Annotated in this window: 19 protein-coding genes and 1 pseudogene; 10 read left to right on the forward strand and 10 right to left on the reverse strand. The window is 42.8% G+C overall.

The features are described 5' to 3' along the window. Positions 1-369: 369 nt before the first annotated feature. The 4 genes from A1019T_RS05835 (at position 370) to A1019T_RS05850 (ending at position 5535) form a co-directional block, all read left to right on the forward strand. Complete coding sequence (locus tag A1019T_RS05835; RefSeq protein WP_077450836.1) at positions 370-1581, forward strand: enoyl-CoA hydratase/isomerase family protein; 1212 nt, start codon at positions 370-372, stop codon at positions 1579-1581. Positions 1582-1773: 192 nt separating this feature from the next. Further along, positions 1774-2982, forward strand: coding sequence for an alanine racemase (locus tag A1019T_RS05840; RefSeq protein WP_077450837.1), 1209 nt, complete (start codon positions 1774-1776; stop codon positions 2980-2982). Next, on the forward strand, positions 2970-4304 hold the full coding sequence (locus tag A1019T_RS05845) for a D-arabinono-1,4-lactone oxidase (RefSeq protein ID WP_077450838.1): 1335 nt from the start codon (positions 2970-2972) through the stop codon (positions 4302-4304). The genes A1019T_RS05840 and A1019T_RS05845 overlap by 13 nt, the downstream gene beginning before the upstream one ends. Before the next feature lie 190 nt (positions 4305-4494). Beyond that, on the forward strand, positions 4495-5535 hold the full coding sequence (locus tag A1019T_RS05850) for a WG repeat-containing protein (RefSeq protein WP_077450839.1): 1041 nt from the start codon (positions 4495-4497) through the stop codon (positions 5533-5535). Positions 5536-5626: 91 nt separating this feature from the next. On the opposite strand, the gene A1019T_RS05855 is transcribed toward A1019T_RS05850, so the two are convergent. The 4 genes from A1019T_RS05855 to A1019T_RS05870 form a co-directional block, all read right to left on the reverse strand. Beyond that, positions 5627-6304: a type 1 glutamine amidotransferase domain-containing protein gene (locus A1019T_RS05855; protein WP_077450840.1), complete on the reverse strand. Its 678-nt coding sequence runs from the start codon at positions 6302-6304 to the stop codon at positions 5627-5629. Between the two features lie 72 nt (positions 6305-6376). Then, a complete protein-coding gene (locus tag A1019T_RS05860) occupies positions 6377-7426 on the reverse strand; it encodes an NADP-dependent oxidoreductase (RefSeq protein WP_077450841.1) in 1050 nt (349 codons plus the stop codon). 267 nt (positions 7427-7693) lie between these two features. Further along, the gene (locus tag A1019T_RS05865) at positions 7694-8902 is read right to left on the reverse strand and encodes an iron-containing alcohol dehydrogenase (RefSeq protein ID WP_077450842.1); all 1209 of its coding nucleotides are present in this window, start codon (positions 8900-8902) and stop codon (positions 7694-7696) included. 195 nt (positions 8903-9097) lie between these two features. After that, complete coding sequence (locus A1019T_RS05870) at positions 9098-9748, reverse strand: TetR/AcrR family transcriptional regulator (RefSeq protein ID WP_077450843.1); 651 nt, start codon at positions 9746-9748, stop codon at positions 9098-9100. 198 nt (positions 9749-9946) lie between these two features. Here A1019T_RS05870 and bilR point away from each other — a divergent pair, with 198 nt between their 5' ends. Both bilR and A1019T_RS13390 read left to right on the forward strand, forming a co-directional pair. Further along, a complete protein-coding gene (bilR, locus tag A1019T_RS13385) occupies positions 9947-11146 on the forward strand; it encodes a bilirubin reductase (protein ID WP_208608040.1) in 1200 nt (399 codons plus the stop codon). Next, the gene (locus tag A1019T_RS13390) at positions 11100-11927 is read left to right on the forward strand and encodes an FAD-dependent oxidoreductase (RefSeq protein WP_208608041.1); all 828 of its coding nucleotides are present in this window, start codon (positions 11100-11102) and stop codon (positions 11925-11927) included. The genes bilR and A1019T_RS13390 overlap by 47 nt, the downstream gene beginning before the upstream one ends. A 93-nt stretch (positions 11928-12020) precedes the next feature. Here A1019T_RS13390 and A1019T_RS05880 read toward each other — a convergent pair whose 3' ends face one another. Then, on the reverse strand, positions 12021-16079 hold the full coding sequence (locus A1019T_RS05880) for an AAA family ATPase (RefSeq protein WP_077450844.1): 4059 nt from the start codon (positions 16077-16079) through the stop codon (positions 12021-12023). A gap of 66 nt (positions 16080-16145) precedes the next feature. Beyond that, complete coding sequence (locus A1019T_RS05885; protein ID WP_208608042.1) at positions 16146-17723, reverse strand: exonuclease SbcCD subunit D C-terminal domain-containing protein; 1578 nt, start codon at positions 17721-17723, stop codon at positions 16146-16148. Between the two features lie 232 nt (positions 17724-17955). Between A1019T_RS05885 and A1019T_RS05890 the strand changes: the two genes are divergently transcribed. Next, positions 17956-19167, forward strand: coding sequence for a methyltransferase (locus A1019T_RS05890; protein WP_077450845.1), 1212 nt, complete (start codon positions 17956-17958; stop codon positions 19165-19167). A gap of 159 nt (positions 19168-19326) precedes the next feature. On the opposite strand, the gene cysG is transcribed toward A1019T_RS05890, so the two are convergent. Beyond that, a complete protein-coding gene (gene cysG / locus A1019T_RS05895) occupies positions 19327-20805 on the reverse strand; it encodes a siroheme synthase CysG (RefSeq protein WP_077450846.1) in 1479 nt (492 codons plus the stop codon). 206 nt (positions 20806-21011) lie between these two features. On the opposite strand from cysG, the gene A1019T_RS05900 reads away from it, so the two are divergent. Next, positions 21012-21371, forward strand: coding sequence for a hypothetical protein (locus A1019T_RS05900; RefSeq protein ID WP_077450847.1), 360 nt, complete (start codon positions 21012-21014; stop codon positions 21369-21371). A gap of 156 nt (positions 21372-21527) precedes the next feature. Here A1019T_RS05900 and A1019T_RS05905 read toward each other — a convergent pair whose 3' ends face one another. The 3 genes from A1019T_RS05905 to A1019T_RS05915 all read right to left on the reverse strand — a co-directional run bounded on the left by A1019T_RS05905 (position 21528) and on the right by A1019T_RS05915 (position 24520). Then, positions 21528-22157 carry a phosphoadenosine phosphosulfate reductase domain-containing protein gene (locus A1019T_RS05905; RefSeq protein ID WP_077450848.1) on the reverse strand — a complete coding sequence of 210 codons (630 nt, stop codon included), beginning with the start codon at positions 22155-22157 and terminating at the stop codon, positions 21528-21530. An 85-nt stretch (positions 22158-22242) separates the two neighbouring features. After that, positions 22243-22845, reverse strand: a complete 603-nt coding sequence (locus tag A1019T_RS05910; protein WP_077450849.1) for a DUF934 domain-containing protein — start codon at positions 22843-22845, stop codon at positions 22243-22245. Further along, positions 22838-24520 carry a nitrite/sulfite reductase gene (locus A1019T_RS05915; protein WP_077450850.1) on the reverse strand — a complete coding sequence of 561 codons (1683 nt, stop codon included), beginning with the start codon at positions 24518-24520 and terminating at the stop codon, positions 22838-22840. Before A1019T_RS05915 ends, A1019T_RS05910 begins: the two co-directional genes overlap by 8 nt. Positions 24521-24778: 258 nt before the next feature. Here A1019T_RS05915 and sat point away from each other — a divergent pair, with 258 nt between their 5' ends. Continuing rightward, positions 24779-26038, forward strand: a complete 1260-nt coding sequence (gene sat, locus A1019T_RS05920; protein ID WP_077450851.1) for a sulfate adenylyltransferase — start codon at positions 24779-24781, stop codon at positions 26036-26038. Positions 26039-26161: 123 nt separating this feature from the next. Next, positions 26162-26434 (forward strand): annotated as a pseudogene (locus A1019T_RS13395) (hypothetical protein); the annotation flags it as partial.

The following is a 26434-nucleotide window of genomic DNA, read 5'->3' on the forward strand; positions in this document are numbered from 1 at the left end:
GGGCTATTATCATTAGGCTCAAACATGTGATTCTTGCCTTGTTCATACTCAGGTTTTGGGTTAAAGTTTCACTAAGTCTGTTAAAGTTTGGCATGGTCTGATTCGTCTTAAAAATTACTATTATGCCTTTGCTTTAACAGACTTTTTTGTTTTTTTGTCGTGTGCAGAGAAAAAACAATATGATAGTATAGGCGCCTTATTAAAAGCGGATGTGATAATGGGCAGTTATCACATCCAGATAAGACATACCAATTAAGATGACTTGACTGTTTGGGGCTACATTTACACTAAGGGTCATCCTTGTTTTATCATCTACTGCAAAAAAACACAAAAACTAGAAAAGCTATTTAAATTAGGGCAAACATTCATATGCAATCGAATCAAAAGAGTTTAGTTGCCAAGGGTATACCGGCAGCTGACAATACAGAGGTATTGTTTGAAGAAATAAAAATCAAGCAAGGGCTGTTAATTGGCTTAGTTACTCTAAATCGTGAAAAGTCTCTAAACGCACTGACCACCAATATGTGCAAGCTAATCAGCGCACAGCTAACAGAGTGGGAACAGATCGACAATCTTGTAGCAGTAGTAATTCATGGTGCTGGCGAGCGTGCTTTGTGTGCTGGTGGTGATATTCGTCAGCTGTATCAAGCACGCCAGCAGTGGGATGGAGAAGGCATAGCCCCGCCAGAAGCAGTTGATTTCTTCGCCAGTGAATATCATTTAGACACCCAAATGCATGAATATCATAAGCCGATTATTATCTGGGGCAGTGGTATTGTAATGGGCGGTGGTATGGGCATACTAAGCAGCAGTAGCCATCGTATTGTCACTGAGACTACCCGTGCTGCTATGCCAGAGGTAAATATTGGCTTGTTCCCCGATGCAACAGGCAGTTGGTTTTTACAGCGATTCCCTGCCAAGACTGGTTTGTTTATGGGGCTAACAGGCGCTGATGCCAATGCCAACGATGCTTTACTATGTAACTTAGCAGATTTCAAAATGTCCAGCCAAGACTTTGATGCCATGCTGCAAAGCTTATGTGAGGCTGATTGGAATGAGGCTTTAGGTCAACCCACTTTAAATAGCCTAAGCAGTAAATTACATCAAATTACCACCAAAACGCTAAGTCACTTTAGTGCACAATCTGCTGCGAATATCGAATTTGCACCAAGCAACATTGCTAAATTTATGCAGCCCATTCAAAAGCTTATGAACTGTGGTGGATTAGATAAAATAGATGATATTTTACAGTCAGATGAAAATATCAAAAACTTCTGCCCAGAGCTTGCTGAAAGTGATTGGTTCAAAACTGCAGTCGCAAACTATCGTTATGGTTGCCCGGTGACCAAAGCGATTACTTATGAGATGTATCAGCGTGCCCATAACCTATCATTAACGGAAGTGATGGCGCTTGAGACTAATGTGGCTCTGCACTGCGTTAATTACCCCGACTTTAGCGAAGGCGTGCGTGCGTTATTGGTAGATAAAGACCGTCAACCTAAGTGGAGTCGCTCATTGGTTGAGTGTTTGGATGTGGAAGGACAGGCCTATATTCAAGAGCATTTTGAAGCGCTACATTAGATTAACAAGCTTTGTGCTAAATTAAGCCGGTAATATGTGACAATAGCAGCAAGACAGAATTTAGTTTGCCTTGCTGCTTTTTTATTTTTTAAGATGAAAATAATCTGTTAGGATAAGCAGATTACTATAAAGCGGTAGTTGTTATAAAGCCGCACTTTGATAGTTTTTAATTTGTTGTTAAGGATAGTAAAAATGGATTTTGCCCAACTGCCTGCACCGTCTAAGGTGAGTGCTTGGCTAGATATGGATGCGCTCGATCATAATATTGAGCTGGTTAACCAAAAGACCCAAGCGGTTAAGTTGCGCATCGCGACCAAGTCAATTCGTTCTATCGATGTTCTGCGTTACATTCAAAAAAAGACCCCTCACTTTATCGGCCTCATGTCTTACAGTGCTGCCGAGTCTTTGTATTTGCTACAAAATGGCTTTGATAATATCTTATGTGCTTATCCCACTTTAGATACTCAAAGTGTGGTCGAAACGCTCAAATATACTCAGCAAGGCGCTACCATGATTTGGATGGCGGATCGCATTGAGCACTTACGCCTGCTTGATGAGATAGGTGAGGAGCATGGCCAAAAAATTGAGGTGTGCTTAGATATCAATATGTCTATGCCACTACCCAAGCTTTATTTTGGCACCAAGCGCTCGGCCTTAATGCGCAAAAGCGATGTCAAAAAGCTAATGGAGAAGGCGGGTGGCCTATCGCATATAAATCTAGATGCGGTAATGGGTTATGAGGCTCAGATTGCTGGGCTGGCAGAGCATATCCCAGGTAAATCATTGCTCACGCCCGCGATTAAAGTATTAAAAACTGGCTCCAAAAAACAAGTTAGCCGTCGCCGCGCAAGCATAGTGCGCTGGATTACTGAACAGTGGTATCAGCTTAAGCTGGTCAACGGAGGGGGTAGTGGTAGTATGGACTTCACCTCATGCCAGCCGGAAGTGACTGAGATTACGGTGGGTTCAGCTTATTATAAGCCGGCGTATTTTGATTATATGGAGAGCATGCAGCCCTTTCTCCCAGCAGCAGGCTTTGTATTGCCAGTGACACGCCAGCCTGAAAAAGGGGTGGTTACTTGCCAAGGGGGCGGCTTTATTGCTTCTGGTGCAGTGAGTGCTGATAAAGCGCCGGTAGTGCACTATCCCAAGGGTTTGTCTTTACTGCCCGATGAAGGATTTGGAGAAGTACAAACGCCATTTTCAGTGGATAATGAAGTTATAAAGCAGGGCAATATGCCAAGAATTGGTGAGGCAGTGTGGTGCCGCCATGCCAAAGCCGGCGAGTTAGCTGAGCACTTTAATGAGTTGGTGTGTTATCGTGACAATGCACCCGTGATAGCAGATGGAACTGCGCAAGTTATGACAACTTATCGAGGACAAGGACAATGTTTTCATTAAAACACTGGCAGACAAATAATAAGTGGGAAAACTGGGTTGGCTATGTCACCTCGGAGCCAGAACAAAAGCTTTCGGTTCATTCGGTGGAGGAGCTGCAACAAGTTATCATACAAGCCCGTGCTGACAAAAAGCGAGTTCGGGTCACTGGCGCAGCACATTCCTTTAGTGACTGTGCTAGACCTGAAGAGATCGCTGTAACTTTGCATAATATGCGCGGCTTAATCTCGGTGAATAAAGCCAATAAATTGGCTACATTGCACGCGGGCACCTATTTATATGAAATTGGGCCGGCTTTGGCTGAGCATGGCTTGGCACTTGAAAACATGGGGGATGTGCAAGCGCAGACCATTGCTGGCGCGGTCAGTACCGCCACCCACGGTACAGGTATTGGTCTAGGTTCGGTAGCCAACCAAGTTGTGGGTTGGGAGTGGATAGATGGCAAGGGCGAACTACACAGTCATAAACGCGGCGACCCAAATACTGACGAGTTGGGTAATGCACTACATGTCAGTCTGGGTATGCTTGGAGTATTTACCAAACTGACATTAAAAGTTGTGGATTTATATGGCTTGCGAGAGTCCAATGAGCGCTTAGAGTTTGAACAAGGGTTGGCAAATTTTCATGATACAGCACGGGCTCATCGACATATGGAATGGTTTTTATTTCCAGGAACCAATAAGCTGCAGCAAAAGACCTTGTCTTTAATTCCCCCAAAGCCAATGCGCCGTGGCCAAAAGATGAAAGATCATTTTGACAGTATAGTTATGCTTAACGGCGCTTTTTATGTACTCTCTGAGTTGGCAAGAATGAATCCTAAGCTGACTAAAAAGGTAAGTGAGATCTCAGCCAATTCTATTCCTAACACCCACCGCGAAGGTTACAGCTTTGAAGTGTTTCCAACGCCGCGCGGGGTTAAGTTTAATGAGTCAGAATACTTTATTAAGCTGTCAGATTTTGAGGCCGGTATCACTGAGATTAATGATATTTTATTAGAAGATAATAAATTATCGCATTTCCCCATTGAGGTGCGTACACATAAGGGCGAGACGGGAATGCTTAGCCCAACACAGGGTGAAGACTGCGCGGTACTCTCATTTCACGTATATAAAGGTATGGACTGCGAGCCTTTATTCAATTGGCTTTACGACTATATGAAAAAGTGGCAAGGTCGCCCGCATTGGGGTAAGGTCAATAAGCTTAATACGGATGAGCTGCATGAGCTGTATCCGCAAATGGCACGCTTTTTGGAGATACGCGAGCAATATGATCCCGATAATGTGTTTATGAATAGCTGGCTTGAACAGAAGTTTTTATCAAATTAAGGTTGTTCATACTTAAGGATTCTATAACTTAGGATTTAACTAATTAATGAGTATATAAGTATTTAAAATAGTCGAAACAGAGTTTCCTTAATACTACTCGTTTGCAATATTTTATTGCAAACATGGTATATCTATTTGAATTCTGTTATTTTTCAATAAACACATAATCTATCGACTATATATCAGAGACATGACCTTAAATAATACTCGTAATTTAAAATCACACTTAATAAAATCCCTCTCACTTTGTGCTGTGTTAGGCGCTACAACTGTGCCTGCCTATGCCTGTCAGGTGCCCAAAAGTTACTATTCTAATGTTTTTTGTACGGCCAGTAGTGATTATTTTTTAGCCCTAAAAGACTCCGGTCAGCCGGTAGCTTTACTGGATAAGAAAGGGAGGCGAATTGCTGATTTATCGCGATACAATGGTATCGATGTCAGTAAACTTAAAGATGGGCTCATTCCGGTTCAGAGATTGGGCCGAGTAGGTTATATCAATACTTCGGGTCGAGAAGTTATTCCAGTAGTCTATGACACCATTAATGGAGATAGACAAACCAAAGGTTGGTCACGTGCGGTAAGTAACAATCGTATCGTGGTGAAAAAGGGAGGCAACTTTGGCGTCATTGACACCAGTAACCGAGTCATCGTTCCTTTTTCAGCCAATAATCAAAGTATCAGTGATTTTAATGGTAACTTGGCAACCATCACAACTCGGAATGGGACTCAGTGGGTAGATATTAATGGAAGACCCACTGCAAATCCAGCCCAGACGGTTTCCAATCGTAATGTCACACAGACTGCTTCAACGGCTAAGCCTGTGATAAATACTACGACAGTCATTCAAAGCCCAAGTATTACTCAAACACCAGCGCCTAGTCCAAGTTTCAGTAATACCGAAGTTTGGCAACCAGAACAGCGTGACGGTAAATGGGGCTATGTGAACTATAGCGGAGTGCCAATGATCAAGTTTTTATTCCAGCAAGCCATGCCTTTCTCTGAAGGTCTTGCGGGGGTAAAAATGGACAATAAATGGGGCTTTGTTAACTTGGCTGGCGAGTTGGTTATTCCGTTTAACTTTGAAGAATCAAAGCTTCGTCGAGGCAGAGGTGCTACCTACAAAGGTGCACAGCCATTTGTGTTTACTGGCGGTAAAGCTTGGGTCGCCAATGCGCCCAATGGTGCTCAGATGTGTATTGATAATAAAGGCAATTTTGTCAGTTGCTCTTAGTTGGGTTTTAAACTTTTTAGCAAAAAAAAACAGTGCCAATTGGCACTGTTTTTTTATCTAAGATAAACGGTTTATTTTAAATATTTTTGACTTATGCCTGTAGACGTTTGATTAAACGCTGGGCTGTCTCTTCAGATGACGCAGGGTTCTGACCAGTAATTAGTAGCCCATCTTCGACCACATAAGACTGCCAATCTGCGCCTTTTTCGTAAAGACCGCCATTTTCTTTTAGGGCATCTTCTAATAAGAAAGGTACCACGTCGCTCAGACCAACTGCTTCTTCTTCGGTGTTACTAAAGCCGGTTACTTTTTTATCTTTAACAAGATATTCGCCATCAACTTTGACGTTTTTCAAAGCAGCAGGGGCGTGACAAACGAACGCCACTGGCTTATCAGAATTCACAAAATCTTCGATAAGGGCGATTGACTTTAGATCCACTGCTAAATCCCATAATGGGCCGTGACCACCAGGATAGAAGACGGCATCATAATCATCACTATTGATTTCAGCTAACTTATGAGTGGTGGCTAGATGCTCTTGAGCAGCGGTATCTTGTTTGAAGCGATCAGTATATTCGGTCTGAGCATCGGGGGTATCGCTACTAGGGTCTAGAGGAGGTTGACCGCCGGCAGGAGAGGCCAAGGTAATCTCAGCACCGGTATCTTTAAATGCGTAATAAGGGGCGGCAAATTCTTCTAGCCAAAAGCCCGTTTTCTTTCCGGTTTCGGCCAGTTTATCGTGTGAAGTTAATACCATTAATACTTTCATAGTTATTCCATTATTTATTGTGAATTTTTTATCTTATTAATTTCTTGCCTAAAAACTATCTACAGCTAATAGCTATTTAGGGTCAGCAACTTTTACTACTGTTTTACCAAAGTTATTACCGTATAGCATATCAACAAAACCTTCAGGGGCGTTTTGCAGACCGTCAACGATATGTTCTTTAGTTTTTACTTTGCCCTCAGATACCCATTTGCCCATGGTCTGTAAGAACTCTGGGAAATGATCACCATATTCTTCAAAGATAATAAAGCCTTTAACCGTTAAGCGTTTTCTTAGGATATTACTCATAAGTAGGCTTAAGCGGTCTTTACCTTCTGGTAATTCAGTTTGGTTGTAATGAGCAGCAAGACCACATACTGGGATACGAGCATGGCCATTAAGTAGCGGTAATACCGCATCAAATACACGGCCACCCACGTTTTCATAATAGATGTCGATACCATCTGGACATGCCGCTGCTAATTGCTGTTCAAAGTCATCAGCACGGTGATCGAGACACTGATCGAAGCCAAGCTCTTCTACCGCAAATTTGCATTTGTCTTCGCCGCCTGCCACACCAATTACTTTCAGACCATGCAGTTTACCTACTTGGCCAACTGTAGCACCCACTGGACCGGTTGCCGCGCCTACCACTAAAGTTTCGCCTCCTTTTGGTTTACCGATATCCGTCAAGCCCATATAACCTGTAAATCCTGGCATACCTAACACGCCTAGACCGTATGAAGGGTTACTCATGTCTTTAGAGAGCTTATAAACCCCTTCGCCGTCGCTTACGCTATAGTCTTGCCAGCCACTATAAGCCACTACGATATCACCTTCACTAAAGCCATCGACGTTAGAGTTGACTAATTGTGAGACAGTGGCGCCTAGCATGACATCACCTACTTCAAGCGGATCAGCATAGCTTTCGGCATCGCTCATGCGACCACGCATATAAGGGTCAAGTGATAGATATAAGGTGCGCAGTAGCATCTCATTATCCGCAGCGGTTGGAACTTCAGTCGTGGCTAATTCAAAATTATCATTAACCGGTTTGCCGTGTGGACGGCTGGCCAGCTTAACTTGACGATTTAAAGTATCAGATTGGGTATTGGTAAAACTCATGGAGTTATCCTTTATTGTTATTGGGTTTGTTTTATGCAGTAATTTTTATTATCGAAGGGTATTAATAATTGTATGTTTATAATAAATGCTATGTTTAGCAGTTACTTTTTAAGTAAAGGGACACAGCTGCTTATGCAGTATTCATTTTAGAGCAGGGCAGCTGTGCCTATGTCGTGCTTTTGTACCTAATTTATAACCTGACTTATTTATAACTTAACTTATATAACTATAAAGTAATAAGTCAGGTATACAGCAATTCAACGATAATTAAGCTTGAGCAGCACGTTGTAAAATACGACGTGAAACTTCTAAATCATTGGCTTTATGCTCACCTAGTGTAGTCATACCGTGAGCTTTTAATTGCTTAATAATAGGCTCAATGGCGCTTTCATCTAAGTCTGCATCAGCTAAGTTGATAGGTAGGTCTAGCGCCTTAAAGAAGTCTTCGGTATAAGCAATGGCGGTTTCAATGACATCATCATCACTTAGTTGTTTATCATCGTTATTGATATTCCACACATTGCGAGCGTATTGAAGTAACTTGTCTTTTTTACTGTCTTTTAACTCACGCATTAGTGAGGGCAACACAATAGTTAAAGTGCGGGCATGATCAATACTATGCAAAGAGGTTAGCTCATGACCAATTATGTGAGTAGTCCAGTCTTGAGGTACGCCAGTCCCAATTAGGCCATTTAATGCCATGGTCGCTGTCCACATAATGTTTTTACGCACTTCTAGGTCTTCAGGATTCTCTTTAACCGCTTTACCTTCAGTGATAAGAATTTTTAATAGACTTTCAGCAAAAGCGTCTTGCACTTTGGCATTCACAGGATAGGTCAAATACTGTTCCATAACGTGAACAAAGGCATCTGCAACGCCGTTCATTACTTGACGCTCAGGTAGAGTTAAAGTCTTAGTAGGATCTAGAATTGAGAATTTTGGATAAGCAAGAGGGTTGCCAAAAGGTAGCTTCGCTTGACGTTCACTATAGTTGATTACGCCGCCAGAGTTCATTTCAGAGCCAGTCGCCGGAATGGTCAATACTGCGCCTAAATCTACTGCTGAATCAATGTTCTTAGTATAGCTGGTCAAAGCATCCCAGGCTTGCTCACGAGATACTGTTCCGTCTTCTTCTTTTAAGTGAGAAACTAACGCCACAAACTTACTGCCATCGATAACTGAACCACCGCCTACCGCTAGAATAAAGTCGATATTTTGTTCATTCACCATGTCAGCTGCTTTTAATAAAGTGGTGAACTCAGGGTTTGGCTCAATACCGCCAAATTCAAATATCTGACGCTCGCCACCATTATCTAAAGCGGTTTTAACCTCATCAAGGGTACCGGTGCGTTTTGCAGAACCACCGCCATAAGTGATTAATACCCGAGCTTTGGCAGGTACTAAGTCAGCCAATTGTTTGATTTGACCTTCACCAAATACAATGCGTACTGGGTTGTAATATTGAAAATTGTTCATAAATGTCCTTTAAGATGATTATTAAAAAAAGGTGATTAATTAAAAGTAGTATTAAAAAGTCGTAATTAAAAAAATGAATAGGAGATGTTGTTAACTTGCTGAGAATCATACAGCGTTATTAGACCAGTCGTCTAGTAGCTTTACAAAACAACATAACTGATAAGCAATTGTGTTCAATTTTTATTAACCAATCTTTTAAAGTCCAATGTCTGAGGCTGTCATTTGCCAGACTTCATCAAGCGCTGAGTTATTGCGACTGGTTTTTGCGATTAAACTGGCCCCTAACCAAGCATAGTACCAACGCTTAGCGATACTCTCTGCAGAAATATTTCTGGCCCTAGGGATAGACTCTTCAGCCCAACCCGCTTCTACCTGCTCACTTATCCAGTGAATGGTTTGCTGTGAGCCATTTTCTAAAGCTTTTCGCATGGGGTCTGAGATGTCTGAGACCTCGGCGCTAAGCTTAACCATCAAACACTTTTCATGATCACAGCCGTTTTGTTGGGTGTTATGCCAATACTGAAAGTAGTTAGACAGCTTCTGTTGCGCACTAGTGTCCTGTGCAGAGATAGCATTCAGGCGATGTTTATAATGTTCAAAGTAACTTTGGATAATGGCTTCGCCGAAAGCTTCTTTGGACGCAAAGTAATGATAAAAAGAACCTTTAGGCACACCAGCGGTGTCAAGTATTTTCTTAATGCCTACTGCAGTAAAGCCTTTTTGAGCCAATAGCTGATAGCCAGTGGCGAGTAAATGTGACTTAGTATCGTTAGGAGGGTGTTGAAAAAAATCAACACTTTTTGCATCAGTATTTAAATCAGTAATAGTTATATTATGGCTAATCATAGTCAGTCCATATTGGTATTAATTATTTTGTATATGATAATGTTACCACAGGCGCTTAGTTCGTTTGTTTATGGTTGTATAGTAACGACTAAATACCCCCAATAGCTTACAATCATCCAATACTGATACTTAAAACTGAAACTTACTAATAAAAAACTGCTGCGATATATCTAGCCAGCAATACCTTTAGAGCAAACCATGAATATATTAAGACCTATTACCATTGGCGGCCAAGAATTTAAAAACCGTGTCTTATTTCCGCCACTAACTACTGGCTATGAAGACAAAGATGGCACCATCAATGAGCAAAGTCGTGCCTTTTATACCCGCTTGGCAAAAGGGGGTGTCGGGTATATCGTGTTAGGCGATGTGGCGCCCATTCCTAGCTTTGCAGTTACCCCAAAGCTTTATGATGACAGTCAAATTGAATGCTTCCGGAAGTTAGCTGACAATGTCCATGCGCATGGTGCAAAACTTGGGGTACAGATATTTCACCCAGAATATAACAGTGAAGTTTTGAATGCCTTGTTTGCCGCAGGAAAGATGGAAGAAGTACGCTCTCAACTGCACCATGATATGGATCACTTTGTGAATGAGGTGATGCCAGAGACACTAGATCAAATTATCGATAAGATGTGTGCTTGTGCCTTACGTGCTCAGCAGGCAGGTGTTGATGTGGTTAGTATTCATGGAGACAGATTGGTCGGGGCTTTGTGTAGTCCAATTATGAATACCCGTAGCGATGAGTTTGGGGGCTCTTTAGAGAACCGTACTAGATTTGCTTTGATGCTGGTAAAAGCCATGAAGGCTGCTGTGCCTGATATGGTGATTGAATACAAATTGCCAGTAATTACACCTGAGCGTGGTAAAGGTGGGGTAAGTATTGATGAGGCACCAATATTTGCCCAGTGGCTGGAGCAGGCTGGCGTAGATATGCTGCATGTGGCTCAAGCGAACCATACTGGTAATATGGCAGATACCATTCCGCCCATGGGGGTGCAGCCTTATTGCTTCTTTGCAGATATCACGGCCTTAGTGAAGAGTGTGGTTTCAATTCCAGTCAGTACTTCTGGGCGCATTATAGACCCTGCAATGTCCGAGGAGCTACTTAATGAGGGCAAAGCGGATATGGTTGGTATAGGCCGCGCTTTACTTGCTGACCCTGACTGGGTGAATAAAACTCTTGCTGGACGTCCGCAAGATATTATCCGCTGCATAGGCTGTAATGAAGGTTGTGTTGATACGGTTCTTAATCGCTCTTTTATCGCTTGTGTGGTGAATGCTGAGAATGGCTTCGAAGCGGTTCGATTTATTACTCCTGCTGAGCAACGTAAAAAGGTAGTGGTAATAGGTGGGGGGGCCTGCTGGCTTAGAGGCTGCTCGTGTGGCTGCTACTAAAGGTCACGAAGTGACGCTTTTCGAAAAACAAAACTATCTGGGTGGTCAGCTTAATATTGCCTCAGTACCACCTCGAAAAATTGAAATTCGTCGCAGTATCGAAGATTTAACCCAAGCATGTATTCAAGCCGGTGTTCAGATTCAGCAAGGTCGTGAGGCTGATACGGATAGTATTCTCTCCTTATCGCCAGATACGGTAATCGTTGCTACTGGTGCCAATAGCTTCATGCCACCTATTGTTGGTATAGACGACTCTGGAGTTTGTGATGCTTGGAAAGTGCTGGCAGGTGAGCAAAAAGTTACAGGGCGTGTGGTAATCATCGGTGGTGGAATCGTTGGCTGTGAGACTGCCGAATATCTTGCAGAGCAAGGTTGCCAAGTGGCGATCGTCGAGATGAGTGAAGAAGTAGGGGCGGGCATCGGTATTACAGTATTGCCGAGTGTCCTAGAAACTTATCGCCGTTATGGGGTCACTCAGCATCCAGGTCTTAAAGTGACTCGCATTGAGCCCAACCATTTTCAGGAAGCTCAAGAACAAGAAGCACAAAAATCTCAGCAATCCTCACATGAAATAAATATTGTTTGCAAGGATCAACAAAGCAACATTGTTCCTTTTGTTGCAGATTTTGCGGTAATCGCTAGTGGCGCACGCCCGCAAATCTTTGATAGCAGTGACTTATTGGCACAAGGTATTGAAGTTATTGAGGTGGGAGACTGCGTAAAAGTAGCAGACATCTCGCATGCGATAAAAACTGCCTATGATGCTGCCAATTCGATATAGGAGCTTGGCTCTTTAAACCTGAGCTGTTTTATCTGAGCTGATGCTTATCTGATGTTTTGGGGGTAGTCATCGAGTCTAACTACCCCCAAAACTCTATACTCGCTGACAACCAGGCCCACTGAGTTGACTGTGACCGCCAGACAGTTTTTCTACCTTAATCTGAGTGTGAATGCGTTCCTTTAAGGCATGGACATGAGAGATGACCCCAATCAGCTTACCTTCTTGTTGTAGGCTGGTTAGGGTATCTAGCGCAATATCTAATGAGTCCTCATCAAGAGTACCAAAGCCTTCATCTAAGAAAAGTGAATCTACGCGGATATTATGACTAGCCATTTTTGATAATCCTAAGGCCAGGGCTAAACTTATAATAAAACCTTCACCGCCTGACAGGTTCTTGGTACTGCGAATTTCCCCACCTTGATAATTATCAATGACATTTAGCTCTAGAGGGTTCTTCTCATCACGTATCAATAGATAGCGATCACTCATTTTATGCAACTGGGTATTTGCATTGACGACCATGATATCGAAGGTCAGTCCCTGGGCGAAGGTTCTAAACTTTTTACCATCGCTGGATCCAATCAGTTTATGTAACTCATTCCACGTCTGCAATACCTTGTTTTGTTTTTCAATTTCTTCAAAGACTTCAGATTGTTTATTTTTATTCAACTCATTGCTATTAATGCGTTCCTCTAAGGAGCCAAGCTGTTGGCTAATCTCATCTTTGAGCTGCTTAGTTTCCTCTAGCTTTGTAGCCAAGCTGTCCTGAGTTTCAGTGGTTATCGCTTTAGCAGTCTGTTCCGCTAATTGCTTTTCATAATCCAGCTTATTTTGTTTACAGCGCTCTATCTGAGTCAAAATTTTCTGTTGGCGCTCGGCAAGCTGCTGACGTTCTTCATGGGGCATGTCGGCCTTAAGAAACGCCGCTTCATCCGCAAATTGGTATTTAGCCAATAGCTGTTCAAAACCCTTATCCAATGCAGTCAGAGCAGTGACCTCATCGTTCAACTTCTTCGATAACTGTTGTTGACGCTGCTCAGTATCTTCATAGCGCTGCTTACTAGATTGATAGGACTCACGAGCCGAAGCAAGCGCAGTTTTAGCAGTGTCTAAAAGCTGCTGCAGGCGAGTCTGCTCAGCATCTGCATCTTTCTCATCAAACAAATTAAAGCGCTCTGTTTGTAGTGTGAGTAATTGTTCTTCGGCCTGCTTTAGTAGATTAGTTAAGTCTTCAAATTCGGATTTTTGACTGTTAAGCTGTTGTGAGTTGCTCTCTATTCGCGACTGCAAAGCGCTTAGTTGCTGTTCTAGCTCTCCCTTTTTCTGGGTTTTTTCTACAAACAATTGCTCTAATTTTCTTAGCAGATGACAAAAGTCACGTATAGGCTGTAGCACAGAGTCATAGTGTTCTTTATCGAATATGTTTTGCTGGTCAGTTGCCTCACCAATTTCATCAAGTGCTTTTTTTGTACTATCTATCACAGAGAAATCTAACGAGGAGTCCAAATCTTCAATAGAGTCCATTGAGTGAGAATGATAGCCACCCAGTAACTTCTGTAAATCTTTGACAGTCGCTGCTAAGCTTTTAAAGTTGGTAGTTATCTGAGCTTCTAAGTGTTTGTTTTCTTGCTGCTTTTCTTTTTCAGTACTTTCTAAGTTATTAACGACACTAGAGTGCTGTTTAAAATCAGCCTCAAGATCATTTATTTGCTTTGATTTTTGATTTAATTGTTGTTGCAGCTCATCAAACTGGTTCAAGGTTGAGTTGATACTGTCTTTTTGGGTAGTGAGCGACTCATTAAAAGAGTCAATAGCCGTTTTAAGTGCCTCCAATTTGTGCAGGCTCTTTATTGCCGCAGTTAAGTGCTCATTATCAATAGTAGCTTTCGCATTTTCTTCAGAGTTTGACTGATTGTTTATGCTATTGAGAGCGTTCTCTACACTTGAGGTTACCGCTGCAAACGTATCGGTTGATAGGTCTAATAACCCACTGTCGTTATAACTTTGCTTTAGACTGTCTGTATAAGAGGCTATAGTCTGTCTATGACTATTGACGCTGTTATTAACTTCAAGCAGCTGACTGTGAGTTTGCTGAAGAGAACCACGAATTTGTAGGATCTGATGAGTATAGGCTTGCTCCGCCGTGGCTAGGTTAATGCGATATTCAGACAGCTTGGCTTCACTGTCATTAATTTGATTCAATAGAACTTCGATGCCTTGCTTGGCTTCAGCTAGGGCAGAATCATTTTTGTGGTCTGAATTGTTTTGTAGCAAGTGCGGGTGATTGTCGGCATAAGGATGCTCCTTTGAGCCACATAATGGGCAGGGGCTATCTTGCTTCAATAAGACAATATAATCTTCAAGCTTAGACTCTAATTGAGCCAGTTTCTGCATCAACTCTAACTTTTGCTGTTCATCTTGATGTTTTTGCTTCAGTTGATCAAGGGTCTGTTGTTGCTGTGCAATATTAGCTGTTATTTGTGGCACAGCGGCAACAAGTTCTGGCAGTTTGGCGCTCATCGCCTCTAAAACTGTATCTTGCTGTGATATCCGGTTTAACTCGGTGTTGAGACTATCAAGTATGTAACGGCTGTCATCGAGCTGGTTAAGCTGCTGACGCAAATGGCTGGCCTCGTTACTACCAAGCAGCTGTTTTTGTTGCTGCTGCATCGTTGCCAAAGCGGAATGATGCCCTTGTAGGTTTTGTTCTACCTGATTTTGCAGTTGTTTTTTCTGGTTGATAGTAACTGACAGACTCTCTATCTCATTAACCAAATCAGTTCTTATTTTTTTATGGTTGGCATTATCAGATAAGGCACTGCTAATGGTCTTTCCATATTGTATTAAATCTCTTATATCGCCACTTAGCTGGCTGTGATTGCCAAACTTGCTAAATAGGAGGTTAAGACTATCAAGACTTTTTTGGGTCTCAGTAAGTTGCTGCTGGTCTGTATTGAGAACCTGATTAAGGCCATCAAGTTTTGACTTTGCTGTTTGCTGCTGTCGTTCAAAGTCAGCCACAGTTTTCTTCTGGGTTTGAATGCTTTGATCCAGTGCTCGTGTTTGTTTAATTACCGGCTGAGCTTGCTGAAGCTCATTATCGGCAACAGTTACTGAGATATTGGCTTGCTCTCTATGAATCTCGCTAGCATCAAGTGTCTGCTTCAATTGTGGCAAACTGTCTTCAAGATTTTGCTGCTCGGCCTTAAGATCAGTCGTTACTTGACGTTGATTTTTTAACTCGCCAAATTTATCTTTAATCTCTAAAGCACGCGTGGCATTGTGTAAGCGAATTGCGTCAGTGGCAAAGTCCGCTTTTTGCTGTGTTGCAATATCCAACTGCTCACTAAAGTTTTGGATTTGCTGCTTTAAGGTATGGATATTTTCTAGCCATTTTATTTGATTGACCAGCGTAGTTTCTTGTTTGGTGGTTTGCTGGCGTTTGGTTTGTAGCTGCTCAGCCTCTAGTTTTAATTCGGCTTCCTCCTCATTAGATAGTAGAGAAAGTCCTTCAAGACCGGCTTTTAGGGTCGTCAGCTTTTGTTCTTCGAGTTTTCTCTTCTCATGAGTCTGCTGAGAGATAGTGGCATAGATATCAGTACCGGTAATTTTCTCTAGGATATCGGCACGTTCGTCAGCTTTGGCGCTTAAAAATGCCGCAAAACTACCTTGAGCCAATAAAATAGAGCGGGTGAACTGCTGAAAGTCCATACGGGTCAATTCAACTATCTTCTTTTTGGTTAAAGAAGACTTCTCTTCGATAATGGTACCGGCCTTATGGCCTAATCCGTCATTGGCATAAGAAATGACATGCTCAGTGTCTTGTAAGCTGCCATCAGGCTTATTGTAGGCACGGTGCTGTTTCCAGTGGCAACGATAATGGGTGCCATTAATGTCTATTACTACCTCAGCCATACATTCGGCGGTTTGACGGGTCATTACTTCATTGGTCGATTTACTAATGGTACCGATACGTGGCGTCTCACCATATAGCGCCAAGCACAGGGCATCCAAAATGGTGGTCTTACCGGCTCCTGTATCGCCAGTAATCGCAAATATTCCCTCATTAACATAAGCCTCATCGTCAAAGTTAATGAGCCATTCTCCTTTTAAGGAGTTAAGGTTTTTTAATCGCAGTTCAATTAGACGCATGATAAGGGTAACCGTCGCTTATAAATATATGAAATAAGTTGAGGGATTAAGGTCAAAGCTTGAACGTTATTCTGCCATCTTGTCATCGTGTTTGATGTTATACAGTATCTCAGAGTAAGCATCTATTAACTTTGGACGCTGAGCTTCTGAAATCTGATTAATATCTAGGCAGCGCTGAAACACTTCTAGTTCATCTAAATCTTGTAGGGTTTCATTGCTGTTTTCTGATTGAAGGATACGGTCATAAGTTCGATTGTTCTTTGTTTTTAACACATCAAGCTGAGTGTCCTCAATGAGCGCATTAATTTGGTCACGCAGATCAGTAACGATCTCATCGCCATCATAAATGACTTCAAGCCATATCGACTCATCTTTGGGTAAAGAAGCAATGGTTTGATGAATATAAGGCAGATCACCTTTAACCTGCATTAGCCTTTGAAAGCAGGGCACAGCAATTGACAACAATTGCATCGCCTTTTCATTATCGTCAAACAATACTTTATGTGAGGATTCAGCATCTTCGTCATTGACGATAGAGGTGTCCGGTAAACTATTTATTGAGTCATCAACTGTGGTGTCAGTTTCTTCTTCATCTCCAAACCAGTCCCCAAATAAATCTGCTTGTTGTGCTTCAGCCAGTTTTTTTGCTTGTGATGCAGACTTGGTAGACTGTATGGCCGTACTTACGCTAGAAGAACTGGTATTAAAAAGGCCAACCTGAGCATTGTTTTTGGCTATTTTATCTTCAGTGGCAGATAGATTTAAGTCCTCAATAGCAGCACTAAATTGTAATAAAAGCACCTGCTTTTGCTGGCGGGCTTCCCCAAAACCCATAGCAATGGGTGACCCACAATATCGAATATGCTCACGGCCGCCTACCTTTTGCGGTACGTGTAAATGACCCAAAGCCACATAATCAAAGCAGTCATCAAATAGCTCGGCAGATACCTGACCCAAGGAGCCGACATAGAGGTCGCGCACCCCGTCATCTTCTGTGGTCTTACTGCCGGCAGCAAATAAATGCCCAGTAGCAATAATAGGAATGTGTCTTTGGTATTGGTCACCTAATGCTGCTTGTTGAGTTTTGGCTATTTGCGCCACTTGATCATAGTGATGCTGAATACCTGCCAGCACCATCTTGTCCTTATCTAATGTCGATTCACCTGGTAAGCTTAGACGCACGTCACGGTCTCGGAGATAAGGTACAGCGGCAATAAGACACTGCGGCTCACCGTGCTTGTCTTTTAATAACAGCACTTCGTCCTCAAAGTTTTCACAAGCCGTACCGATAACATGAACACTCAAATATTTAAGTATCTCTGCAGGGGCATCTAAGAAACTTGGCGAATCATGGTTACCCGCTACTATCACTACGTGATCGCAATACAACTGCGATATTTCACCTAAGAACCGGTAATACAAATTCTGTGCTCGGTTACTTGGTGTCATGGTGTCGAAGATATCGCCAGCGACAATAAGAACATCTACTTTATAGTCTTGAATGGTCTGGGACAGCCATGCCAAAAAAGCTTCAAATTCGTCATAGCGCATATTGCCATACAGTCGGCGACCTAGATGCCAGTCGGAGGTGTGTAATACGGTTAAAGGCTTAGTGTTGATAGGCAGTTTATTAGAGTTCGACATAGAGACAAATACAACGCAATAAGGGGTGAAAAATCTGCTCAATTAAAAGCAGCAACGAGGACTAAAATATCATACCACAAATAATTTTAAGCGGGCTTGTTACAGCTTTGATAGCCAGACTTATTGCCATGAAAGTTAGAGTGAAAAAGTTATAGAGTTCAATTATAAAGCTAGGTTATTGGGAGGTCGCAGCGTATTTAGTGTATGATGCCGTGTTGAAATATTATTAAATATGCTGAAATATAAAGGTAAGTCTGTGTTTATAAAATCAAGTCAATATCTACAGTGGGAAGAGGGCAGTACCGAGCACAAAGCCCGCTGGTTATCACAAAGTAATCATGCCCCGCCCAAACGTATCGTTATAATCGATGATACCATCACCGCCGATGAAGCCTATCGCTTGGCCAATGCTGGCACCTCAATGCTCTGGCGCGGTGATTATCATAATGCCAAGCAGCTTATCCAAGCCTTACAGCGCCGTATTGACCGTGCTGAACAACGAAAAATCGAGAAGGCTGAAAAAAAAGCCGTGCAAGACGCACACAGTTCAAAATCTTCCTCAGGGTCACAAGATCTGCCCCAGCTATTTCATAAAAATCGTCTAGCTCAATCTCAGCGCTCGCGTCTCCTAGGTCGTCTACTATTATCATTTGATGCCAATTATCAGCTGAATCTTCGCCGAGCCCCTGAGGTGAGTGAGGCATGTGAGGCTGCTTTCGGTGACATGAATGAAGCCTGTGTTATGTCATTCCGGGACTTGCAGGGAGCGTTAGGAGCGGCGCAGTGGCGTAAAAAAGGGGTGCCAGTTAAAGCTTTAAGCATCTCAGTTCACCCTCATTACGGCGTGTTTGCACCCACGCGTCAAGAATATGTGCAATTACTACTTGATGCACCTCTGCCTGATAGCTGCAAAGTTGCTTATGACATTGGTACTGGTACCGGTCTACTTGCCATCGTATTGGCGAAGCGTGGTTTTAAGCAAATCATCGCTACCGACTTAAATCCGCATGCTTTGGAGTGTGCCCAAGATAATTTTGATCGCTTAGGGTTATCCAACGTGCAATTGCAACAGGTGGACTTATTTCCAACTGATGCACCGCCTGCAAACTTAATAGTTTGTAATCCGCCGTGGTTGCCTGCCAAGCCCAGCTCGCCGTTAGAATATTCAGTGTATGATGCTAATAGTGCCATGCTTAGAGGCTTGTTAATGGGAGCAAAGCAGCATTTGGCAGATGAAGGTGAAGTTTGGCTAATACTGTCAGACTTAGCCGAGCACTTAAAGTTGCGCACTCGTGAGGAGTTAATAGGCTGGATCGAAGATGCTGGCTTGAAGGTCAAATATCGTCTGGATACTGAGCCAATGCATGGCAAGAGCCAAGATGAAAGCGATCCATTATTTGCAGCGCGTAGTGCGGAGGTCACTTCGCTTTGGTGTTTGTGTTAAAGGTTTAAATAACAGAAGCAGACCTGTTATTAATAACTAAACTATAGCCATGACTTAAAATAAAATAGAGAGCAATGTGTACCATAGCTCTCTATTTTTTTGTATGTTTTAAAATAAAGCTTTTTACTGAAAACTTTAATTGAAATCTAGAGTTGACTGTTAAATCATATTTAGCGCATGCGCCTGTTGGTCAGTATCCACAATATTTTCTCCAAACCAAGCCAGCTCATCATGTAGCTGAGCCACTGCACCGACAATCAATAAAGCAGGGGTCGGTAGTGGATTGGCCTCATGCTTGGCAACGATATCTTGTAAAGTTCCGGTCATTACTTGCTGGGTCGGTAAACTGGCCTGAGAGATGATAGCAATCGGCGTATTAGGATCTCGTCCCGCATCCATCAGACCCTTGGTCAATCGCTCAATTGAATGCAGCCCCATATAAAAGACCACCGTCTCTTCAGGATTGGTTAAAGCAGCAAAGCCAGTATTGGGCTCACCTGACTTTAAGAACCCAGTCACAAAGCGTACCGACTGAGCATGGTCACGGTGGGTCAGCGGAATGCCGGTATAACAAGAGGCAGCCCCAGCGGCGGTAATACCAGGCACTACTTGATAGGGAATACCAGCAGCACGTAAGGCCTGTATCTCTTCACCACCACGTCCGAACACAAAAGGGTCGCCACCTTTTAGGCGCACCACACGCTTACCGGATTTGGCAGCATCAATCATTAACTGGTTGATACCTTGTTGCGCCACCGCATGATTGCTGCGTTTTTTACCGACGAATACTTTATCAGCATCGCGGCGACACAGATCAAGCACTGCATCAGACACTAGAGCATCGTGATAAACGATGTCAGCTTGCTGCATCAAACGTAGCGCTTTAAAGGTCAGTAACTCAGGGTCACCTGGACCGGCGCCAACAATATACACTTCACCAATATTGGTCTGGTTGTCTAAATCAGTATCAGAGCCGTTATCGGTTTTTTGGTTTAATAATCGACTGTACGTGGCTGCTAAGTCTTGTTTTAATGCTTGTTCGGCATCAGCTTCACGTCCAGCAAACATCAGTTCGCTAACTTTACCCTCAAACGCTTTTTCCCAAAACTGACGACGTCCGGTTAGCGTTGGTATTTTTGATTTAACCTCATCACGCATATCTCCAGCCAGCTTGGCCAGTTTGCCATAACCTTGGGGAATTAGGGTCTCTAAACGAGCACGGGTTAAGCGCGCCAGCACCGGTGCTTTACCATTAGAAGAAATACCAATGACAATGGGATTTCTATCGACAATGGCTGGGAAGATAAAGTCACATAGGGGCGGGGTATCTACCACGTTAACTGGGATATTCAAAGCTTGGCAGTCAGCATGCACTTGATGGTTTAACGCTTCATCGTCTGTACCGGCGATAACGATACGCTTACCTGTTAAATACTTTTTATCATATTGCTCAGCGATTAAGCTGTGTTTGTCATCGGACAATAGCTGTTTTATTTCTTCACTGATATCGGGCGCTAAGATAGTAATGTGCGTGCCAGCACGAGATAATAAGTCCGCTTTACGCTGAGCGACTTCACCACCACCGACGATTAGCACGGGTTGATTGGTCAATTTAAAAAATAGGGGAAAGGTGTTCATAACTCAGAAACTTAAAATATAGAATATGAAGTCATTATGGCGTATTAACCCATAACTAACATCATAGAACTTGATATTACTTAATTCGTATTTGTCATAAGAAGTTGATTTTAATATTTAAATACGACTTAAAAAGCTGATATATACTTAAATTATTGCGATCGACAAACTCCGCTGCATTGCCACACTTTAATTTAGAAGACGGTATGAATAAAAATCTAGACAATCCTAAGCCAAAACAAGATCTAAGAATTTATGGCTACGTTGGTTTGGCCATTATTATCTTATATGGTGCGGCCTATTACCTATTTCCTGATACTTTGCCTAGAGGTTCTTTCGATATTGTCATAGGGGTGACTCTTCTGGTATCTGAACTGCTTAAAGCCTTTAAGGGGAGTGATTATTATTTTTTGATGATGGTGTTTGCTGCATGGATTACTTTCAATGGGTTAGAAGAGGTTTTAAATCTGGATAGAAGTGTAGGGAATACTTTTTTAATGATAATGGGAGGTGTTCTTCTAATTAAGTTTCTTCATAATGCGGTAAAGGGTAAGTATGAGCCTTAACAGCTATTCGGCTGAAACACTAATATTTGACTGAAGCATTAAATTCAAAAGAGTCTCTCATAAAAAACACCGCCTAACATAAGCTAGGCGGTGTTTTTTTGTTTTAAAATTATTGAAGCTTGAAAGCTGTGAAAGCTTTTAATTAACTAATAAAACTTACAGCTGAGTATGTAGACCGCACTCACGGTTTTCTTCCACTTTAGTAGGGTCGAAGTAATCAAACTCGTTAGGTAGGTTGTTTTCTTCTAAGTAAGCGTCTAAATCTTTATCATTTTTATAGAATAAAGGCGCTACTTTCAACACACCGTCTTTTGACTGGCTTAGTACGTCGAGACCTTGACGGAATTCAGTTTGATCTTTACGAATAGCGTTAAACCACACGTCCGGCTTTAACTCGCTAAGCGCACGTCTAAATGGCTCAAGTTTAACCTGCTCTGTAAACTCATCATGTAGAGGATTATTGACACTTGGAATACCGTTCATGGTCGCGTCACGGTGAGCACTGGTTTGCTGAGGGATGTAAGTCACCACGTTTAGGTTTAAGTCTTTGATAAGCTTATTAGCAAAGTCATAAGTAGCACGGGTGTTATAACCAGAGTCTACCCACAATACCGTGATGTCTGGTTTTTGCTTAGCCACTAAATGCAAGATGGCTGATTCGTAAGGGCGGAAGTTGGTAGTGATGATTGGGTTTTCGGCTTTGGCCAATGCCCACTCAACGATTTGCTCTGGAGTTTTGCCTTGTAATTCTTGGTTGGCTTGGTCGATATTGATTTCGATAGTCATGTTTCATTCCTTAAAGGTTTGCTAAAAATAATCCAAAATACAAAGGGTCTAAAAATTAAATAATTAAGTTTGTTTATCTAAACCACTATGCTTGCTTTCTAAACATTGGTAACTGACTGGCCACGTTGCCATCATAAGAGGATGGCAGGACCGAGAAAGCCGCTTGAATATCATCTGTTAGATCTTCGGTAGCAATCACAAAGCTGTCGACACCAGCGCGCTGTAGATAGACAATCTGATCTCGGCCAAAGTGACCCGTGATACGGATTTCGCCTGTAAAGCCTTTTTGACGTAAGTGACGGGCTTGGCTAAAGCTACGACCATCAGCAAATCCAGGTTGATATAGCACAATAAGATCTAAGGCATTTAATAAAGGGCGATCGCTGTCTTGGCAAGCCGCCAAAAGCTCGTCTAATTGCTCAGTTGAGATGCTGGTATCGGCCCATAAGCCCACGCGACTAGTGTAATTGGCAATTAAAGCCAGTACTTCAGTCAATAAACCCTGCGGCGATAAAATATCAGCTAGTGGCAAGATAACATCTAGGCGCTCTGACTTATGCAGTAGCTCGCTTAAATTGATGGTCTTGGAGGCAATACCATCTGCTAATTCAGAGGTAAATAGGGCGTACCAGCTGTCCTCAGCGGTAATGTCCTTTGCCTGAGCGTCTAAAATGCTATGATTACCCATATACGGCCTCCTTAAATGGCTTGATGCCCACACGTTGTACGAAGTCAGCGAACGGCTCTGGGGTATCCCCTTCGACATGACGCTGCTGGGTATAGACGTCTAATACCTTTTGTAGGGTTGGCGCTACTTCCTCCGTGGCCACTGAGCGGCCTAAGATATTGCCCAAGCGAGTATCTGATTTTGAGCTACCACCCAAGCTGATTTGATACCAGTGTTCACCTTTTTTATCGACACCTAAGATACCGATATCACCCACATGGTGGTGCGCACAAGCATTCATACAGCCAGACATATTGAGCTGAATATCGCCCAAATCATACAGATAGTCTATGTCATCAAAGTGCTTTTCAATTTGCTCAGCGATATTAAAGGTAGTGGCGTTGGCTAGAGCACATAAGTCAAAGCCTGGGCAGACGATCATATCGGTTAAGGTACCGATGTTCGGACGAGCTAAATTAATTTCAGATAATGCTTCCCATAGGGCATATAAATCGGTCTGCTTTACGTCAGCGAATACTAAGTTTTGCTGATGGGTGCCACGAATCTCACCGAAGCTGTATTGATCAGCTAGGTCAGCTAGGCGATCTAATTGCTCATGGTTCACATCACCGGCAGGCACGTATTTGCCATCTACCAAGCCAGCCTTTAAGGAAACGACAACTACACGGTAACCCGCTACTTTATGCGGCACAGTATTGCGCTGATACCAATCAACGAAGGCTTTATTCTCAAACTGTTTGCTTAGCTCAGATTTGCTGGCAAGCTCATCGATTGTTTCGTAATCAAACTCTGGGAAATAGCTTTTTGCGGTCTCAAAGTTATCTTCGGTCAAGGTTAGTTCGCCATCTTTGGTGAACGTTTCCCACTCTTTTTCGACCAGCTTGGTAAACTCTCTGGCACCCATGCTTTCAACTAAGATTTTGATACGTGCTTTGAACTTGTTATCACGGCGGCCATGCAAGTTATAGACGCGTAAGATGGCATCTAGATAACTTAATAGATGCTGACGCGGTAGAAACTCGCGAATGGTTTTACCAATGATAGGTGTACGGCCAAGACCACCACCAACGATAACTTCAAAGCCAATTTCACCTTCTTCATTTTTTAGCAGATGCAGACCAATATCATGCACTTGAGTAGCCGCACGGTCTTCAGGACTACCTATCACTGCAATTTTGAATTTACGGGGCAAAAAAGCAAACTCAGGGTGGAAAGTTGACCACTGGCGGATAATTTCACAATAAGGGCGAGGGTCTTCAATCTCATTGGCATTAACACCGGCATATGGATCAGTAGTGGTGTTACGGATACAGTTGCCTGAAGTTTGAATGGCATGCATTTGAACTGAGGCCAGCTCTGCTAGGATATCAGGTACTTCCTCAAGTTTAGGCCAGTTTAACTGTAGGTTGGTACGGGTAGTGAAGTGACCAAAACCGCGGTCATATTTGCGGGTAATTTCAGCCAGTTTACGCACTTGATAGCTTGCCAATAATCCATAAGGCACAGCGATGCGTAACATAGGCGCATGGCGCTGAATGTATAGGCCATTTTGTAGGCGTAGCGGCAAATATTGCTCTTCAGGTAGCTCTCCAGCTAAGAAGCGGCGGGTCTGATCGCGAAACTGCTCAACCCGCTCATCAACCATGGCTTGGTCGGCATGAGTGTACTTATACATAGTTAATATGCCCTTAGGTAACAAAAAATCATGTAGCTATACTAACCACGCCCCAAGTTTTTTATAAATTCATATCTGTCATATCTATATCCAAACACAGCATAGATAAGAATAAGTAAATTTCGTTAGTCTACTGTCATCACATTTACAAAGGGATGTAAGGGTTTGATTTCGACCTAATTTTTTCGCATCTATCTAACCCTATGTTCAAATAACCGGATATTCAACCAACTGGAATCAAAACAACTGGATTTAAATATGACTGAACAGAAGATTGTAAAACGCCTTGGTAAAACCAGCATTGTACCGCCCCATGGTAGCGAAGCGCTTAAGCCTTTATTATTAGAAGGTGAGGAGTTAAATCAAGCCTTAGCAAACACCAAAGATTTACCACAAATTATCCTAAGCTCACGCGAGCGCGGCGATTTAATCATGCTAGGTATTGGCGGCTTTACTCCGCTAGAAGGCTTTATGAATCAGGCAGATTGGCAAGGCGTAGTCGATGAGATGACGCTTAAATCTGGATCTAATAAAGGCTTGTTTTGGCCAATCCCCATTACTTTATCGACCAGCAAAGAGCAGGCCGATACACTTGCGCCAGGCGATGAAGTAGCATTAGTCGCTGAAGATGGCGAGATTATGGGGGTGATCACTGTTGAAGAAACCTATACCATTGATAAGGCTCATGAGTGTCAGCAGGTATTTACTACTACCGATGAAGAACATCCTGGTGTAAAACAGGTCACGGAGCAGGGCGAAGTTAACGTTGCCGGTAGAGTTAAAGTATTCAGCCAAGGTGAGTTCCCAACCTTATATCCTGAGATTTACAAGACACCTGCTGAAACTCGTGCCTTATTTGAAGAGAAAAACTGGCAAACAGTCGCTGCGTTCCAGACCCGTAACCCAATGCACCGTTCACACGAATACTTGGCCAAGATTGCTATCGAAATCTGTGACGGGGTGATGATTCACTCGCTACTGGGCGCGTTAAAGCCAGGGGATATCCCTGCCGAAGTGCGTCAAGAAGCGATTAAAACCTTAATCGATAACTATTTCAAAAAAGACACCGTTATTCAAGCCGGTTATCCGCTAGACATGCGTTATGCAGGTCCTCGTGAAGCCTTGTTGCATGCGTTATTCCGTCAAAACTACGGCTGTAGCCACTTAATTGTTGGCCGTGACCATGCCGGTGTGGGCGATTATTATGGCCCGTTTGATGCGCAGGCTATCTTCGATGAGATTGACAAGGATGCGATGTTGACTCAGCCGTTGAAGATTGACTGGACCTTCTGGTGTAATGGCTGTCAGGCAATGGCTTCTACCAAGACCTGCCCGCATGATGCAGATCAACACGTTAAGGTTTCAGGTACTAAGCTGCGTAAAGCGTTGTCTGAGGATCAAGAAGTCCCTGAGAACTTCAGTCGCCCAGAAGTATTACAGATTTTACGTGAATACTATGCCGGTATCGCCAAAGAAGAGCGCGCCGAGGTGCATCTGGTAGGAGCTTCTGCTCAGTAGACTTATGCTTTAAAGCAAGTCCTAAGTTGAGATAATTACTAAAAATATAACGTAAAAAACGAAAGTCAGCTATTGTTGGCTTTTTCAATTTATTACACTTGTGTGTCAGAAATTTGTTACAGTATGGCCCTTAAACTAATTTTTATCACCAGTCGCCGTAAAACCACCCACTTCAGGCATAGGTATCTACACAACTTAAAAAGAGCAAAAAAGAATGATAGAATCTTCCAGTATGGCATAGATAAAATGGAGCTAGATACGAGGCTCATCAAACGATATCAACAACTCGTACACAATCACACTCACCCAAACGGTTATCTACATGCTGGTATGAAAGCAACTATGGATACTAAAAGCAGTTTTGCTCAGACCCAAGCGTTATGGCGATTTGTGCAT

Source organism: Psychrobacter piechaudii (assembly GCF_900162825.1).
In the GTDB taxonomy this organism is placed as follows: Bacteria; Pseudomonadota; Gammaproteobacteria; order Pseudomonadales; family Moraxellaceae; genus Psychrobacter; species Psychrobacter piechaudii.